General features: G+C 63.0%; 14 protein-coding genes. 7 read left to right on the top strand and 7 right to left on the bottom strand.

All coding sequences use genetic code 11. The annotated features are described in order from the left end of the window. Positions 1 to 29: 29 nt before the first annotated feature. Genes AC3A5K_RS07000 through AC3A5K_RS06970 form a run of 7 tightly spaced genes read left to right on the top strand, consistent with a single transcriptional unit; the run spans position 30 to position 5,891 of the window. A complete protein-coding gene (locus AC3A5K_RS07000; RefSeq protein ID WP_487616771.1) occupies positions 30 to 716 on the top strand; it encodes a class I SAM-dependent methyltransferase in 687 nt (228 codons plus the stop codon). Beyond that, the gene (locus tag AC3A5K_RS06995; RefSeq protein WP_487616770.1) at positions 713 to 1,771 is read left to right on the top strand and encodes a glycosyltransferase family 2 protein; all 1,059 of its coding nucleotides are present in this window, start codon (positions 713 to 715) and stop codon (positions 1,769 to 1,771) included. The genes AC3A5K_RS07000 and AC3A5K_RS06995 overlap by 4 nt, the downstream gene beginning before the upstream one ends. 53 nt (positions 1,772 to 1,824) lie before the next feature. Next, a complete protein-coding gene (locus AC3A5K_RS06990) occupies positions 1,825 to 3,024 on the top strand; it encodes a lipopolysaccharide biosynthesis protein (RefSeq protein WP_487616769.1) in 1,200 nt (399 codons plus the stop codon). Further along, positions 3,017 to 3,745 (top strand): WbqC family protein, encoded by a 729-nt coding sequence (locus AC3A5K_RS06985; RefSeq protein WP_487616768.1) that lies wholly within the window; start codon positions 3,017 to 3,019, stop codon positions 3,743 to 3,745. The genes AC3A5K_RS06990 and AC3A5K_RS06985 overlap by 8 nt, the downstream gene beginning before the upstream one ends. Further along, positions 3,738 to 4,454 (top strand): class I SAM-dependent methyltransferase, encoded by a 717-nt coding sequence (locus tag AC3A5K_RS06980; RefSeq protein ID WP_487616767.1) that lies wholly within the window; start codon positions 3,738 to 3,740, stop codon positions 4,452 to 4,454. The genes AC3A5K_RS06985 and AC3A5K_RS06980 overlap by 8 nt, the downstream gene beginning before the upstream one ends. Continuing rightward, positions 4,451 to 4,894 (top strand): flavodoxin domain-containing protein, encoded by a 444-nt coding sequence (locus tag AC3A5K_RS06975; RefSeq protein ID WP_487616766.1) that lies wholly within the window; start codon positions 4,451 to 4,453, stop codon positions 4,892 to 4,894. The genes AC3A5K_RS06980 and AC3A5K_RS06975 overlap by 4 nt, the downstream gene beginning before the upstream one ends. Next, positions 4,881 to 5,891: a leucine-rich repeat domain-containing protein gene (locus tag AC3A5K_RS06970; RefSeq protein WP_487616765.1), complete on the top strand. Its 1,011-nt coding sequence runs from the start codon at positions 4,881 to 4,883 to the stop codon at positions 5,889 to 5,891. Before AC3A5K_RS06975 ends, AC3A5K_RS06970 begins: the two co-directional genes overlap by 14 nt. Here the strand turns inward: AC3A5K_RS06970 and AC3A5K_RS06965 are convergent. The 7 genes from AC3A5K_RS06965 to AC3A5K_RS06935 all read right to left on the bottom strand — a co-directional run bounded on the left by AC3A5K_RS06965 (position 5,866) and on the right by AC3A5K_RS06935 (position 16,014). Then, positions 5,866 to 7,038 (bottom strand): aminotransferase class I/II-fold pyridoxal phosphate-dependent enzyme, encoded by a 1,173-nt coding sequence (locus AC3A5K_RS06965; RefSeq protein ID WP_487616764.1) that lies wholly within the window; start codon positions 7,036 to 7,038, stop codon positions 5,866 to 5,868. The two genes, AC3A5K_RS06970 and AC3A5K_RS06965, sit on opposite strands and share 26 nt — an antisense overlap. 93 nt (positions 7,039 to 7,131) lie before the next feature. Further along, complete coding sequence (locus AC3A5K_RS06960) at positions 7,132 to 9,096, bottom strand: tetratricopeptide repeat protein (RefSeq protein WP_487616763.1); 1,965 nt, start codon at positions 9,094 to 9,096, stop codon at positions 7,132 to 7,134. A gap of 63 nt (positions 9,097 to 9,159) precedes the next feature. Continuing rightward, entirely contained in the window at positions 9,160 to 9,579 is a 420-nt protein-coding gene (locus AC3A5K_RS06955) for a pilin (RefSeq protein ID WP_487616762.1), read from the bottom strand. Between the two features lie 27 nt (positions 9,580 to 9,606). Further along, a complete protein-coding gene (locus AC3A5K_RS06950) occupies positions 9,607 to 11,511 on the bottom strand; it encodes a hypothetical protein (protein WP_487616761.1) in 1,905 nt (634 codons plus the stop codon). A gap of 67 nt (positions 11,512 to 11,578) precedes the next feature. After that, positions 11,579 to 12,010, bottom strand: coding sequence for a pilin (locus tag AC3A5K_RS06945; protein WP_487616760.1), 432 nt, complete (start codon positions 12,008 to 12,010; stop codon positions 11,579 to 11,581). A 472-nt stretch (positions 12,011 to 12,482) separates the two neighbouring features. Further along, a complete protein-coding gene (locus AC3A5K_RS06940) occupies positions 12,483 to 13,898 on the bottom strand; it encodes a sigma-54-dependent transcriptional regulator (protein WP_487616759.1) in 1,416 nt (471 codons plus the stop codon). A 523-nt stretch (positions 13,899 to 14,421) separates the two neighbouring features. Continuing rightward, the gene (locus tag AC3A5K_RS06935) at positions 14,422 to 16,014 is read right to left on the bottom strand and encodes a sensor histidine kinase (RefSeq protein WP_487616758.1); all 1,593 of its coding nucleotides are present in this window, start codon (positions 16,012 to 16,014) and stop codon (positions 14,422 to 14,424) included. Positions 16,015 to 16,162: the final 148 nt, after the last annotated feature.

Genomic DNA, 16,162 nt, shown 5'->3' with positions numbered 1-16,162 from the left:
CTATCCGTCAGCCGCATGCGGTGCAGGACATGCCCTCACGTACGGACAAAGCCCTCAAGATCGAACGCCTGCTCGGCCTCGCGCAGCGCACCACTCCCATGCGTCTTCTGGAGATCGGAACTGGCACGGGCGGGATCGCGCGTTACTTCGGGACCCACCCGGAGATGACGGTACATGTCGATGCCGTCGACGTCGTTGACGTTAGACGGACCGGCGAAGGATTCAATTTTCACCTCGTCGAGGGCACGGCGTTACCGTTCGAGGACAATACGTTCGACGTGGTGGTGTCCAATCATGTGATAGAGCATGTGGGTGCGCATGATGAGCAACTGCAGCACTTGCGAGAGCTCAAGCGGGTTATGCGGACCGACGGCATCGGCTATATGGCTGTTCCCAATCGCTGGATGCTGGTGGAGCCGCATTATCGGCTCGCCTTCCTGAGCTGGCTGCCACGATCGATGCGCACGCCCTATCTTGCGATGTCAGGTAAGGGGGCGTTCTACGACTGTGAGCCGCTGGCCTCATCTGAAGTCCGGGCGATGTTCACCAGCGTGGGGCTGCGTTTCGAGCCCGCAAGCGCGGCCGCATTGCAGGAGCTCGTCCGTATCGAAGGTGCGTCTCCTGTTGCTCGTGCGTTGGCTACCGTGCCATTGCCGATTCTTGAGCGGATCGAACCCCTGTTTCCGACCTTGATTTACAGGCTGTGGAAACGTTGAGCGAGTCGATTGTCGAGACAGGTGCGCCTGTTTCCTGGCGCGAGACCAGTGCGTGCGAGATGCGCGAGATCGTACCGACGGTAAGCGTGTTAATGATCGTCTACAACCAGGAGAGCTATCTGGCGGAAGCAATCGAAAGCATTGTTTCGCAGCGCTGCCCGTTTCCGTTCGAACTCGTCATCGGCGATGATGCTTCGACAGACGGCTCTCTGCAGATCGCACTGGATTACCAGCGAAGATTTCCAGACATCGTGCGCGTGCTCCACGGTGGGGACAATCTTGGCATGAACGGTAACTCAAGGCGCGTGCGGTCCGCTGCGAGAGGGCACTTGCTCGCGTGGTGCGAGGGTGATGATTACTGGTGTGACAACCGGAAGCTCGCGGTACAAGAAGCCGTGCTTCGTGCGGATGATTCGGTAGGCGCCGTGCATACTGACTGGGCACGGAGCCAATTCCAGTGGGGTAGGTGGCAGGTCGATTGGGGCCGAACGAGCCACCGCGGCGTTCCCCGACGATTGCTGTCAGGAGATCTGCTCCCGACGTTCCACAATCCTTTGATTCTCCGGACCTGCACTCTGCTTTTCCGCCGATCGATCGCCGATCAAGTGGATCAGTCTGTGTTCGGACAGCGCGATTATGACTTCGGCGACGCTGTCACGGCGCTTTTCATCACGGCCGGTCATCGTGTTGCCCATGTGCCAGCGACCATGGCGGTCTACCGTATATCTCCGCGGTCGGCATTGCGCTCGGGCATCGCGTCACGCATACGTTTTCTCAAGAGCTCTCTGGCGTTCGATGAGGACGCACGCCGTTTTATGCGCAACGATCGCCGCTATCCGGCGGCTTACCGGTGGGAGCTTCTCGTCGGCCTGGCACTTTGGTCCTGTCGCGGTGGGGATCTGCCATCTTTCAAGATGGCGTTGCGAGGACTATGGGCAGACTTCTCTGCTGGAGAGTTCGCCTGCGCTGCAATCCGGACCATCTGGATGCGTCGCAGATGGCCCACATCCAAAAGTCAGATGCCGCCGCCGGCCTTTCGAAGCGGGACGTTATGAGAACTTGGCTACGGCCGATACCCGTAGGCGCTGTAGGGCGAGCGTCAGGTGTCATGTTTGTCGCCATGGGTGCGAGGGGTGTGATCGTCGCAGCCTATCTGGTGCTGACGACGCGGTGGCTCGGTGCAATCGAATACGGGCGCTTCGCTGGCGCTGCATCGATGGTTCTCGTGCTTGCGCCAGCGGCTGGATGGGGCGCTGCGCTACTGCTCCAGCGTCGGGTAGCCCAGCAAACTGCGGACGAATCTGAGACCTGGCGTGCCGCGCTTGTGCAGGTTGCTGCCGCGGGCTGCGCACTGTCTCTTCTTGCTCTTGCGGTCGGATACGTCTTCTCCGCGCCGGTTGGCCTGATACCGATGTTGCTGTTGGCCGCAGCGGAATTGGTGGCGCTGCCGATCGCGCTCCTCGCCGCCAGCGCTTTGCAGGTCAAGGGCAGGCCGGTCTTGACTGGAGTCGCGGTGTGCGTGATTCCTGCGATGCGTCTGGTCGCACTCTTGCCATTGTTGCTGCTGGGCATTGCGCCCAGCCTCGAACGTCTGGTGACTGTGCATCTAACCGCCTCAGTGGTGGGCGCCGTGGCCGCACTTCTGATTGTGCGACGCACTACTGGTTTGACACTTCTCGGGCGCGCTAGCGCCACGTCAATGTGGGCTGAGGGAACCCCGTATGCAGTAGGGGCGGTTCTGGGTCTCGCGTATCTTGAACTCGATAAGCTTTTGATCTTCTGGCTGGTGGGCGCCGATGAGCTCGGTCCCTATGCTGCAGCATTCAGGGTCGCAGCGATCACCACGATTCCGGTCGCCGCATTGTCGAGTGTCTTGCTTCCCAGGCTGATGGCCTCTGGCCCCATCGTCCAAGCGCGACTGGGGCACGCGGCGCTCCTCGCAGCCGTTGTGTCGGGCCTAGGCGCGTCGGCTGTACTTGCAATCTGCGCTCCATGGGCCAGCGATGTTTTCGGCGCAGGTTTCGAAGCGAGCTCGCGCCTCATCCTGGCTTTTATACCGTGGGTTTTGCTCTACTCGATCCGACTGCTCCTCTGCAACTTCATGACAGGCGTTGGCTTGCAACTTACCCGGATCAAGGTAGAGCTGGTTGGCTTGATCGTACTCGGCGTATCCGTGATGCCGTTGGTCGCAGGTGCGGGCGTATCCGGCGCCGCGTGGGCACTCGCACTGGCAGAAATGTCGGTGATCCTGGGGGCATGCGTGGGATTGCGCCGGCACAGCATGCGTACGGCGGCGTCAGATGTTTGAGCCCTTCGGTTGCAGCGCGTCAAGCGCGCGTCGCCTTGCCGTGATGCAGCCCTACCTCTTTCCGTACCTCGGGTATTTCCAACTCGCAGCCGCCGTCGATGACTTCATCTTTCTCGATGACGTGGGTTACATCCGGAGCGGGTGGATCAACCGCAATCGCCTAGAGATTTCAGGAAAGGTCGCGTATTTCACGGTGCCAGTATGCGATCCGGGCTCGGCCAGGATCCACGAAGTCGAAATCGTACGGAGCGCCCATTGGAAGCGAAAGCTGCTGACGAAGATCCAGCAGTCGTACGCGAAAGCGCCACAGTTCGAACCGGTGTTCGAACTCATCACTGGATGTCTCGGCGACGAAAAATACGCGATCGGCTCTGTGGCGGCACGGAGCGTCGAAGCGGTCTGCAGCTATCTCGGGCTGGCAACCCGGTTTTACAACAGCAACGGCAGATACGGGAACGAGGCGCTGCGGGGGCAGGCGCGCGTTATCGACATCTGCCGGCAGGAGCGCGCCAAGACCTATGTCAACCTGCCGGGGGGGCGGAGTCTCTACGATCCGGTGGAGTTTGAGCGCTGGGGAGTCGAACTCGTGTTCATCGAGCCAAGACTTGATCCTTATCCGCGCTCGGGCCGCCCTTTCGTTCCGGGCCTGTCGATTCTTGATCTGCTGATGTACAACGACCGCTCGACTGCGGCACGGACGATCGGATACTTGCATGAGTGAATCGTGGAGAGAGTTCTGGGGGCGTTACCGGCGCGGACCTGTGGAATCGGACGCTGACCTTTTCATCGAAGTTGGCAAGACGATCGCCGGGGCGCCTATTTCCGATGCGATGCTTGCGCACATGATCGAGCGCATCCGCAGGCAGCTTGTGCTGGAGCGCGATGACCATCTATTCGAGGTGTGCTGCGGCAATGGTCTGATTACGCGGGGCGTTGCATCCAGCGTGAAGCGGGTCGTCGCGACCGATTTCTCAGAGCACCTCATCGCTTCGGCGCGTGCGCACAGCGAACTTGGAAACGTGACCTACGTGATTGCCGACGCCTCTGCAGACCCGGGCCTACCGGCCGGCTTCGTGCCAACGAAGTTTCTAATGAACGATTCACTGGGATACTTTGATCCTGGGGCGCTACTGACGGTATTGCGTCGTTTCAAGGGTTTTGCTCCAGATGCATGCGCCAGGATTCTGCTGACCGGCATCCCGGATACGTCTCGTATGCGGTTTTTCTACGACACCGACGAGCGCTACCAGCGCTACCTCGATGCGCAAAGGACTGCGCCTGGCGTCAATGACGGCATGGGTCGCTGGTGGACGCGCGAAGAGATTGCCGGTGTCTGTGCCAGTGTCGGTATGGAGGTGTCGTTTGAACCGCAGCCGGAGATGCTGTCCTCCTTCCGGATGGACGCGACTATCGTTGTAGCGAAGCGATGATCTGTCTGTACGGAAGCCAGGCAGGGACGACGCGGCGCCTGGCGCGACGCATGGCGCCGATGCTCGGTGGGGAGGCTGTCGACGTCTTGGACATCCGCTCTGCGGTAGATATCGCTGATTACCATCACTTCGTCCTGCTCAGCCCCACCTACGGTGACGAGGAATTCGAGATGTCTTTCGAGTCGTTCCTCACGCGGATTCAGTGGACCATGCTGTCGGGTCGCAGCTTCGCCTTTTGTGAGGTGGGTATCTACACCGGATACGAAACGTTCGGGCATGGGTTGATACCCAAGCTCAGACACGTCCTCGCCCCGGCCGGTTTAGTGGAAATAGCGGCTCCTCTCTCGTTGGATGCCGTGCCTATCCGGGACTGGAGTCTAGTCGAGCAGTGGGCGGCCTCGGTCGTCGCGGCAGTGGAAGAAGCGCATGGGCGACCGTGATGTCGTGGCGCGTTTGCAGGGTCTGCTTGGTGGGAAACAGTGCAAAACTGCGTTCCAGGGCGACGTCTGCACCGCATTTTCTCTTTACAACCCATCGTTTCCGTTCGGTGGCACGATTCGGCATGCGAGCGAGCAGCAAAAAAAAGACATCCTGGTGCTGGTCTCGCGCCTGACGAGCCTTCGCATCCTCGACCTGCGCAAGAACATGCTGGGGGAGCTACCCGCAGCGATGCAGGCGCTCGAGTCCCTGGAGTCACTGAACCTGGGTAGTAACCGACTGTCCAAGGTGCCCGAAATGATCTACAGGAACCAACGCCTGGAGGCGCTGTTTCTGGGCAGTAACGAGATACGGGAGCTGGACGAGCGATTGTTCTTGCTGCGGAGGCTGCGTAGCCTGCATCTGCACAAGCTGCAGTTGCGTAGCCTTCCCGCCGGACTCTCAGAGTTGAAAAATCTTCAGGTCCTTCATCTGTACTTGTCGGGCCTGAAAAATTTCCCTGATGAGCTCTGGTCCTGCACCGAGCTGGAAACGCTCAGCTACGGATTTGCGCCCACGCGTGAAGTTCCGGAGGACATCGGACGTCTTTCCAAACTCGAGTACCTCACGATCATCCTGACGAAAGTCACACGTCTGCCCGAAGCAGTCGGCTCGCTTCATCGTCTGAGAGCCGCGCGTCTCTACAAGAATCGGCTCGAGTCACTGCCCGAGGCAATCGGTGCGCTGACACGGTTGGAGCAGGTATCGCTGTACGACAATGCGCTGACGCATCTGCCAGGATCAAGCGTGTATCTGAGCGCGCTGCAGAAGATCAATGTGGCCCGGAATCCGATCACCTCTATGCCGGACGGCTTGTATCGTTTGCCAGCTCTCCGCTGGGTTGCCTCGTTCGATTCCCCATTGCAGCTACCCGACCCACGCCCGGAGGGCGTCGAGTTCGTAACCCGTCGACCGCTTGGTGAGTTAGGCGTGGTTACCCCGCCGCACATACCTGACTGATTACGCTTGCGATGCAGGCGGCGGATGCCGCATCGATTCCGGAACCTGTTGGGAGCACGATGTTGCGGGCAGCTACCAGTTCGGTATTGGGCAGCAGCATTCCAGCATGAGGATAGAGGTCACGATACGGCTTCATCCTGTGGCAGCCGGGCCAGAAGTATTTTCGCGCGAGGACGTTTTCCGCCTGCAGTGCTTTGATGATGCGATTTCGTAGTGTTGGGTCTTCGTCGCACACTTGCAGGACCACGTACTGGTAGTTGGGCGTGTCGTTCGCCTGATGCCGCAGGATCTCAATACGCGCATTGTCTTCCAGTAGCGACAGGTAGCGTTCGTAAGCGACGCGGTTAGCGTCGATGTGCGACGGTAGCGCGTCGAGATTGATCAGGCCCATCGCGGCATTGATCTCGGGCATCTTGCCGTTGGTACCTGGATGGATCACATCGTCAATGTCGCGGAAGCCGAAGTTCCGCATCAGGCGCATTGCTTCGGCAAGTTCGTCGTCGTTGGTGCAGACCGCGCCGCCCTCGAAGGTATTGAAGACTTTGGTGGCGTGGAAGCTGAAAACCTCGCAGCGCCCGAGCCCACCGATCGGTAGACCATCTTTGCTGCACCCGAACGCGTGCGCCGCATCGAAAAGCAGGGCAAGGCCATGCTTGTCTGCGACGGCCGCCAAATCGACCGCCGGCGAAGGGCGCCCCCAAAGGTGCACGCCGATGACGCCACTTGTGCGCGGGGTGATCATTCGTTCGACGGCCGACGGATCCAGACAGTGCGTGTGCGGATCCACGTCTGCAAAGACTGGCGTGATGCCCTGCCAGTGCAGTGCGTGGGCCGTTGCGATGAATGTCCACGAGGGGACAATCACCTCGCCCTCCAGACGCAGCGCCCGGATGGCGATTTCAAGGGCAATCGTGCCATTGCACATCGCTACGCAGTGGCGTACACCAAGCATCGCTGCAATGCGTGCCTCGAGCTCGCGCACCATGGGACCGTTATTGGTCAACCAACTCCCCTGCAGGACCTGAGCGGTCCGATCGAGCATGGCAGCATGGTCACCGATGTTCGGCCGGCCCACGTGCAGTGCCTGGCTAAACGCAGGTGGGGCGCCGTTGATCGCAAGGTCCGTGATCGATCGAATCTGCTTCATGTCGTGTTCGCTGCCGATTGGCGGATTGTTGAAGACTCTGGGGAGGGTGTCGAAGTCTCGATTGGCAGAGTGTGGAGCTCTCGGCGCGCGCGATCAGCGTTGATCTTCGACGTGATGTGGGGATGTAGCGGTCTGAAGCACGCGCCGCAGGCGCGTGAACTCGGCGCTCCAGTATCCATCTTTCATCATCAGCCGATCGCGTTGCCGCAAGGCGAAGTTTGGAGGTGGATACTCTGGTACCGAGCTTTGCGCGAAGTCATCGAGATGCTCCAGGGCCAGCCTGGCATCGCAATGTGTGGCCAAGAGTCCCACCTGTGTCTGGGCAAACTCAGGTCGCCTCTGTGCCGCCAAACGCGCTTCGAACGCATGGCGGGCCGCACTACACTCCCCGCCGCGCAGCGCCTCCAGACCACGCAGATAGGCCGCACGGGCTTGCAGCTCATCAGTTTGCTGGGCACCTGAAAGTGCGGTGCGGAGCAATGGATCGACTAAGCCTTCATCCAAGGGCGGGCAGGCGGAGGGCATGCGATGCAGCAGTTGTCGCGAGAGCCACTGATAGGTGTAGTCCAGCGCGATCCCTTGGCCTCCAACTGCATGGGCCGCAGCCGTGATGTCGCGGTGCGAGGCGGTGCCTGCCTCGCACCGCGCCTCGAGCAGTAGCAGCAGGTATTGCGGTTCATCGGGCCGGCTATCCGCCAAGGGAGTCAGCCGTGCGATGGCAGCGTCGGCGCGGCCACTTCGCATCTCGGTTGCGGCGGCGTACGTCTGAGCGCGCACCGAAGCCGGATAGGTCGCGGCCCATGATCGCGCCAACGCCTCCGGCTTGCCCCACAGACTGGCTTGCACGTATGTCAGTGCGCCACACAATGCTGCAAAGAGGCAAAGCCCGGTGACAATGAGTCGCCTGTGGCGCTGCCTGAGCGCCCAGAGGGACGCCGACCATCCCAGCAAAAGTGCGGGCAAGTAGTTGCGGTGCTCGAAGTAGAGCTCGAGCGGGACGACCGTGCTCTCCATTGCGTGGGCAGCGAAGAAAAACAGGACTGCTGCCGAAAACGCGGGGTGTCGGCGGCGAGAGACCACAGCACCCAGCAGAAGGGCCAGCGCGCCTAGCAAGGCCGGTAGTGTGGTCCATGGCGTTATGAGGCCGCTGGATGCCTGGAAGTCGTCGGCGAACACACCGCGTGTCGCCAGTCCTGGTATGAAGAGCGCTTGGAAGTACTCCATCAGTGCGCGCGGTTGCGTCAGAAGCCGGTCACCGAGGCTCCAGCCCCGGAACCCCTCGGTTGTCGACCACGCGCCGATACCTTGCAGCGCGATGCCTGCGATCACGCACGTCGCAGGAATCCAAGCCAGCACAAGCTCAGACCCGCGAGCGGCTTTCGTCGACGCAATCGTCATCGTGCTCCGCGGGGGCAGCAATGAGACCTGCAAGGCGACGATCAGTACGGGGAGCAGGAAGCCGTTGGCCTTGCTCAACCCTGCCAGAAGCCCGAACACAGGTACTGCGCATAGCGAGAGCAGCCACCCACGAAGGCGTCTGTCTTCGGCAAATGCCTGTCGACTTGCGACCCATGTGCGCAGGCCGCAGAGAACGAAGAACGTAGCCAACATGGCATGACGCTGCACTACATAAAGAACTGTAGACACCCAGAGCGGATGCAGCAGCCACAGCGCAGTTCCCAGCAGCGCTGCACTGCGTGCGAGGCGGGGAGCCAACCCCGTGGCAATTCCCAAGGAAACTAGCAGGCTGTAGAGCAGGGTGCCGTTGATCAGGTGCAGCACGAGATTCGTACGCTTGAAGGGCCAAGGGTCAGCTGGCCAATCACGCGCGTCGATCAGGAACGACAGCATCGACACTGGTCGGCCGGTCGGGTCCGCAATGCCCGATGTGGTGTACCAAGTGAGGCTTGCCCAATCGTGGACGCCGCCGTAGCGACCAAGCGCGGGGAGGTTGGCGAAGTCGTCGAAGACGAATCCGCCGGCAAGTCCGGGCCAGTAGATCCAGGCTGCCGACAGGAGCAGGACGGCAAGCGATGCGATCGTATAGCCACGCGTCATATGGACGGCTGGCCGCTTACCGCCCATATGCGGAAGAACAGGATGTGCAGGCAAGGCGGTACATCAGCGACAGGCGGACGGCAGATATCTAGAATCAAGGCCTGAACAGGTCCAGCGCAGGCTGCCGCCGTCGTCCACCATGGTCAGGGACAGCTTTTCACCCAGAATCTTTGCGCTAGCGTTGTTGCCGAACTCCACCTCGATCAGGCCATTCGACTGCAGGACGACACGACTGACATAGCGCCCCACGATGGAGTCCGGATCGGCAAGCCCCGCGCCTTCATTGTCCGTCGGGAAGTTCTGCCGGTCCGCGTAATAGGTAGCAACGGCCGTTCGCGCGTCACTGGCCAAAGAGTAGCCCTCCACCACCTGCGTGCGGGCCACGTAGTCCTGGTACGCCGGCAGCGCAATGGCAGCCAACAGCGCAATGATCGCGACAACGATCATCAGCTCGATCAGTGTGAATCCCCGATTTTTGTGCATCTGCTGTTCCCTCGGTGGCCAGCACCTTCAATGCGGCCCATCCCGTACGGAGATAAGCCTGCGGAGCCTCGCTTCGTCCTGTTCCGGCAGGTGACCGCCCTCAGCCAACACCAGGCCCCTAGTGCGCCCTTCGTGCATCAGCAGCGCATCCTCTGACGCAAGCAAGAACTGAACCAGTGCGAAGTCGTGGGCAAGCTCGGCCGACAGGCCAGCTGCCTCACGCTGAAGACGGATAGCCTTTGCCTTGTCTTGCGTCACATTCCACGCGTGGTTGGCGGCGATGGTCCGCACGGTCGCGTCATTTGGATTGCGTACAACCACGGCGTCCAGAATGGATGACAGTTCGCCTGGTGAGTCCGCGCAGCGCTGGTTGATCTCGCAGGCGACCAGCGCATGTAAGGCGCCCTTCGTCTCGACACTGGCTGGGCGTTCGGTCAACCGCTTCGCCAGCTGCAGCCATGTCACATCGCTCACCGGGTTGCCCGATTGCCTCTGCAGCAGGACGATGCCTTGCAAAGGGAGGGGGGAGGGGCCCGGCAATGCAGCAGCGGCCGCCATCTGCTGCTCGCCCATCGACCAGAGCGGTGACGTCTGATCGCCGCGCGACTCGCGGATAAGTTGCTGGGCCAGGGAATAGCTCGCTCGCTGTGACGTGGGATTGGTATTTTCCAGCGTCCACGCCAGCGTCAGCGGGTTGCCCCAGCTGGCTGCGTGCAGGGTGCAGAGCGCGCCGAGCGCGAGCACCGGCAAAGCACCCAGCACGGCGCGTGTATCCGAATGCAGTCGGGCGCCCAGCGCGGATATCGGCTGGACCAGCGCCAGCAGGACGCCGAACAGGGGCATGTAGTTGCGGTGCTCGAAGGCGAGTTCCAGCAGGATGACGTTGCTGGTCAAGGCGTGGCCGACGAAAAACCAGCCGATGCCCAGGGTGGTGAGCGGCCAGCGGCGACGTACCAGAGTGGCGAACGTCGCAAGGGCTGCCAGGCCGGACCATGCCAGAAGGGTCGCAGGCGGCGTCCACCAGCCGCGTGACACTACAAAGTTGTCGTAATGAAAATGCAGGGTAGACGGTAGGGGGGCCAACGCCTGCTGCAGATACATCGTGAGCACAGGCCCCTGCGTCAGCAGGCGCTCCCACGGACCGAACATACGCGTATTGGCAGTTGGATCCACCTGCAAGGAGGGCATTGCGATCTGCAGTGCGGCACATGCGGCGCATACGCCGGCGAACGCGTAAGCGCTCAGCCAGGCCCTTGACCGTCGTGGACTTTTGGTGCGGAACTGCAACAGGCAGATTTCGATCAAGAACGCATAACCCGGGCCGAGTGCAGCCGTTTCCTTGAAACCCAGGCCCAGCAGCAGGCAGAGCAGGGAGACAAGCAGCCAAGGCCATGCCACACGTCCCTGCAGCTGCAGCGAGCGAGCGTGCAGATAAGAGAGCAGGAACAGCAGTACGCCGGTAGCTGCGCCAACCTCCATGCGCTGCACGACGTACAGGACGGTCGATACCTGCAGTGGATGGATCAGCCAGGCCAGCGCGAGCAGGCAGGTCGCCCACGCGCCGATACGGGGTCGGTCAGCGGGCAGTAGCGCGAAGAGTCGCCGAACAAGCTGCCACAGCAGCCAGCCGTTGCAGGCATGCCAAGCGACGTTGGTGGCCTTCAGCCACCATGGATCCATGCCGGTCAGCAAGTGATTGAACGCGAAGCTCAACAGGGCGAATGGCCGGCCGGCGGCGCTGCTGGTGCCCGACTGTAGTGCCTCGCGTATCTGCTGCCAGGATAGCGACGTCATCTTCCATTCCGGGTCACGCACCAGGTTCGGGAAGTCGTCAAATAGGAAGCCGCCTGTCAGCCCGGGGGCGAAACAGGCCAGGGTGGCCAGCAGGAGTATTGGCACCTGGAATAGGTGCCAGCGGGTACGTGCACTCATGGAAGCGGGGCCGGAAAAGCAAAGGGCCGCTGAGCGGCCCTTTGCAGAATGAAGCTGTCAACAAATATTAGCCGCGGCACGCACTCGGCAGGAACTTCGCGTCAATGGTGCTGCCGGTGCAGCTCCACGAGATCGAACCACCTTCGTCCGTCGGGCTGTACACAAGGTCGCTGCCCGCGACCTTATCGCTTGCGTCGTTACCCATGGTGGCCGAAATGACGCCACCGAGAACATCGACCTCGGTCACGTACTTGCCGTTGATGCTTTCTGAGTCCGACAGGCCGGCGGTCGCATTGGTGATTCCTGCAAAGGTGCCGGTATTTGCAAACTGCTCGGCAACGGCTGTACGAGCACCGCCAGCGAGCGAAGCTGCTTCCGACACCTGCGAACGGGCAACGTAGTCCTGGTAGGCCGGCAGCGCGATGGCGGCCAGGATGGCGATGATCGCAACGACGATCATCAGTTCGATGAGGGTGAAGCCCTTCTGCATCTTCTTCATGGTGTATCCCCTAGGAGTGATTGGCTCACGTGCCTCGTGTCCGGCTGGTGCCGATCCGTGGGCAGCCGTGCGACTTTGCACGTGCGGGGATGGATACGCATGAGCCGTGCCAACTGTGAACCGCGCGTCGAAATCGCGTCGATTCGGCTGGGGTTCACGTTTTGAAGGTCGAGATCGCTTCGGAATGCGCGGTCGATGCGCCCAATGTGTCAGCTAGTGACGCATCTGGTCGCTTTGGTCCGGGTGGTATTCCGAAGTATCGGCGGCGCAAGAACGGCCTTTAGCCGAGTAGGCTGTGTGCTGTTGAGGCCGGGTGAAGCATTTAAACCGGGAAAAGCCTGCCGGAGTGCCAATTGATCCGCGCGTGATGCGAACCATGAGGTTCGCAACTTGATGGCTTTGACGTTAGAGCCGAGAACAGCGCCTCTACAGGCAGAGATCGCACCGAAGCGTGCGCTCGGCGCGCGGGATCTCAGTCGATCCCGAGCTTCTTCAGCTTGTACCGCAGCGCCCGGAAGGTGATGCCCAGCGCCGCCGCGGTCTTGGTCTTGTTGTAGCGGTTTTCCTGCAGCGACTGCTGGATGGCGGCGCGCTCGATGTCCTCGATGAAGGAGGGCAGGGCGGTGCCGGCGGTCTCGTAGGGGCTGACGGTGCGCGGGTCGCGCGGGGGCGGGGTGCCGCCCGGCAATGCGGGGTGCGTGCCGGTGATGACCGGTGAGGTGGTGCGCGGTGCGCCGGGGCCGGACGGCAGGTGCAGGTCCTCGGCGGTGATGCGGTCGCCGTCGGCCATCGCCAGGGCGCGTTCGAGGACGTTTTCCAGTTCGCGGACATTGCCCGGGAAGCGGTAGGCCTCGAGCGCGGCGACGGCGTCGTCGTCGAGCATCGGCGGTGCGCGGTGCATGGCCTGGGCGAGGCGCTGCAGGATGGCGTTCGACAGCAGCGGCAGGTCGCCGGCGCGTTCTCGCAGCGGCGGCACGTTCAGGCCGATGACGTTGATGCGGTAATAGAGGTCGTGGCGGAAGCGGCCGTCGTTGACCAGCACGCCCAGATCCTTGTGCGTGGCCGACAGGATGCGCACGTCCACCTGCACTTCGCCGGGCGCACCGACCGGGCGAATGGATTTCTCCTGGATCGCGCGCAGCAGCTTGACCTGCATCGCCAGCGGCAGTTCGGCCACCTCGTCGAGGAACAGCGTGCCGCCGTCGGCGGCCTGGAACAGGCCAGGCTTGTCGCTGTGCGCGCCAGTGAAGCTGCCCTTCTTGTGACCGAAGAACTCGCTTTCCATCAGCTCGGTCGGGATTGCGCCGCAGTTGACCGGAATGAAGGGCCCGCCGGCGCGCGCGCCCTGCGCGTGGATGGTGCGTGCGACGAGTTCCTTGCCGGTGCCCGACTCGCCGTTGATGAAGACCGGCGCCTGGCTGCGGGCGACCTTGGCGATCGTGTTGCGCAGCGTCACCATCGCGTCGGACGCGCCGAGCAGACGGCTGCTCTGTTCGTCGCTGGTGCGCCGTGCGCGCTCGCCCAGTTCCAATGCCTGGCGGACGAGGCCGCGCAGTACGTGGATGTCGACCGGCTTGCTGACGAAGTCGAAGGCGCCGGCCTTCAGCGCCTCCACGGCGGCTTCGACATTGCCGTAGGCGGTGATGACCGCGACCGGCATGCCGGGGAAGCGGGTGCTGATTTCGCTGACCAGTTCGAGGCCGGAACCGTCAGGCAGCCGCATGTCGGTCAGGCACAGGTCGTAGGCGACCGTGGCCAGCATTTCCCGGGCAGCAGAGAGGTTCGGAGCGGTGTCGGTGCGCAGCCCCATGCGACCCAGGGTCAGCACCAGCAGTTCGCGGATGTCGTGTTCGTCGTCGACGATCAGGGCGCTGCGGATTTCGCTCATCGAGTCAGGTTAACGCGGCTTGAATGTGACGCATGTTGACAGCTTTTGCCAAAACAGACGAGCGCAGGGGCGTGACGCGGGTTTCAGAAGCGGGTGCCGGCGTCACCGCTGGTGACATAGCTCGAAGGCACTGGATTCCCGCTTGCGCGGGAATGACGGCTTACGGGAGGCTTCGACGCAGGAAGCGATGATTCAAATGACGGCGGTCAACCCGCCAACAGCACTGGAGCGATCCGGGAAGCGGCGGGCGAGGAGAAGGCGCTGCCTTCGTGCCCATGAGAAGGCCCTGCCGGGAGAGGGCTTCAAGAAAAGACATTCAAGTAATTGCGGGCTGCCGACAATGGATTCTGGCCCGACCGAGCGCCCTGCATGCATTGGCCGGTCATGCCGCTTCGCCGAAATGAGGGTCGGCGCGGGTGTTTTGTCCGTAGCGCGGGCTTTAAGGCCGTTCGTAACGGGAGCCGGTTTCCTCAGCCGCCGTCGCCGATAAGCCCGTAAAGGCGGCGGGTCAGCCGTGTTCGACTCAGCCCCGCAGCAACGACTGCCGCGCGGCCAACGTGACCCGGAAGCAGGCGCCGCCACCGGGAACAGCGATGTATTCCAGCTGGGCCTCGTTCGCCCGACACAACTCGTGGGCGATATAGAGGCCGAGGCCGGTGCCGGCTTCGGAGGTGGTGAAGAACGGCCGGAACAGCTGCGAGGCGACCGCCTCCGGAATGCCTGGGCCGCGGTCGAGCACGCTGAGGGTGGGGCGGTCGCCGTCCTGTTCGATCCGCAGCGTGATCCGCGCCAGTTCGCCGGGCATGCGGCCGTAGCGCACGGCGTTGTTGACCAGGGCGGTCGTGACCTGATGCAGGTGGCGCGGATCGAAGACCGCGCGCTGGGTCGCGTGGTCGCAGCTCACGCGGATGTCCGCGTTGTCGTCGGCGACGATCATCCGGTAGTCCTGCACGAAGGCATGCATGGCCGCGACCAGATCCACGTGTTCCGGCCGCGCGCGCTCGCGCCGGGCGAGGCCCAGTACGCTTTCGACGATGCCGTTGGTGCGGACGCACTGCTGGTGGATGATCTGCAGCAGGCGCCGGTCGGCGTCGCGGATGTCTTCCGATTCCTCCAGCAGCTGGGTGGCGTAGCTGATCGCCGCCAACGGGTTGCGGATCTCGTGGGCGAGGCCGGCGGAGAAGCGGCCCATCGTCGCCAGGGTGAGGGATTCGGCCCGGCGCGACACCAGCGAGGTGTCGTCGAGGAACACCAGGGTGTTGTCGCTGTTGGCCAGCAGGCGCACGAAGCGCGGCATGACATCGGTGTGTTCGCGCAGGGTCAGCGGGGCGTCATCGCTGCTGCCGCTGCGCAGCCAGTCGGCCAGGCGCAGGGCCAGCCGGGGCGCGAGCTGCGACAGCGTGCGGCCGTGCAGGGCGTCTTCGCCGGGCGCATCGGCGTCGCCCAGCAGCAGCAGCGCCGCTTCGTTGGCCAGCCGGATGTGCCCGGTGCCGTCGACCAGCAGCACGCCGGTCTGCATCCGCCGGATCACCAGCTCGTTGATCTCGGCCATGTTCGCGGCCTCGGCGCCGCGGCGATCGGCCAGCGCCTGGCTTTCCCGCACCTGCTTGCCCAGTTGCCGGGTCAGCGAGGCGGCGGCGAAGAAGCCCAGCGCGAACATCAGGGTTTCCGCCAGCGGCCGGTCGAAGCCGCTGCCCGCCAGCAGGCTGGCGATGCGCTCGACCAGCAGCGCCAGCGCCGCGGCGGCCGCGATCAGCAGGCTGGACCGCAGGCTGACGAACAGCGATGCGGCGCCGATGTTGAACAGCAGCAGCATCGCCACGCCGGGTGCGACTTCGGGAATCGCGTGGGTCACCAGGGCGGCCACGGCGATATCCACCAGCACCCCGACCACCGCATGGGCCGGGTGGTCGATCCGCGGTTGCCGCGCATGCAGCAGCAGGCCGACCGACGCGACGAGGTAGCCCAGGCCGACGGCGATCGCCAGCGCTGGGTCGACCACTTCGCCCATCAGCGCGCCCCAGGGGCTGAACACGAGCAGGCCCAGCAGGGCGGCTTCCAGCAGCCGGTACAGGGAGAAAAGCGCCAGCTCGCGCTGCATCAGCCAGGGCGACATCGTGGGGACGGCGAATAGGCGCACGGTCGCTCCGGCAGGGCGGTCGGGCGCCAGTATAGGCACGGCCCGGAAGGCCGGTTTTGCCCGGGGGGCGCGCATGCGCGAGAATGGCGGGCCCGGTCGGCCTCCGGCGCCTCGCGCGTCGGCC

The sequence above is a fragment of the Luteimonas sp. Soil_C_5 genome, assembly GCF_057656615.1.
The sequence above is the reverse complement of the archived record's forward strand: the minus strand, read 5'-3'. Positions and strand labels throughout refer to the sequence as shown.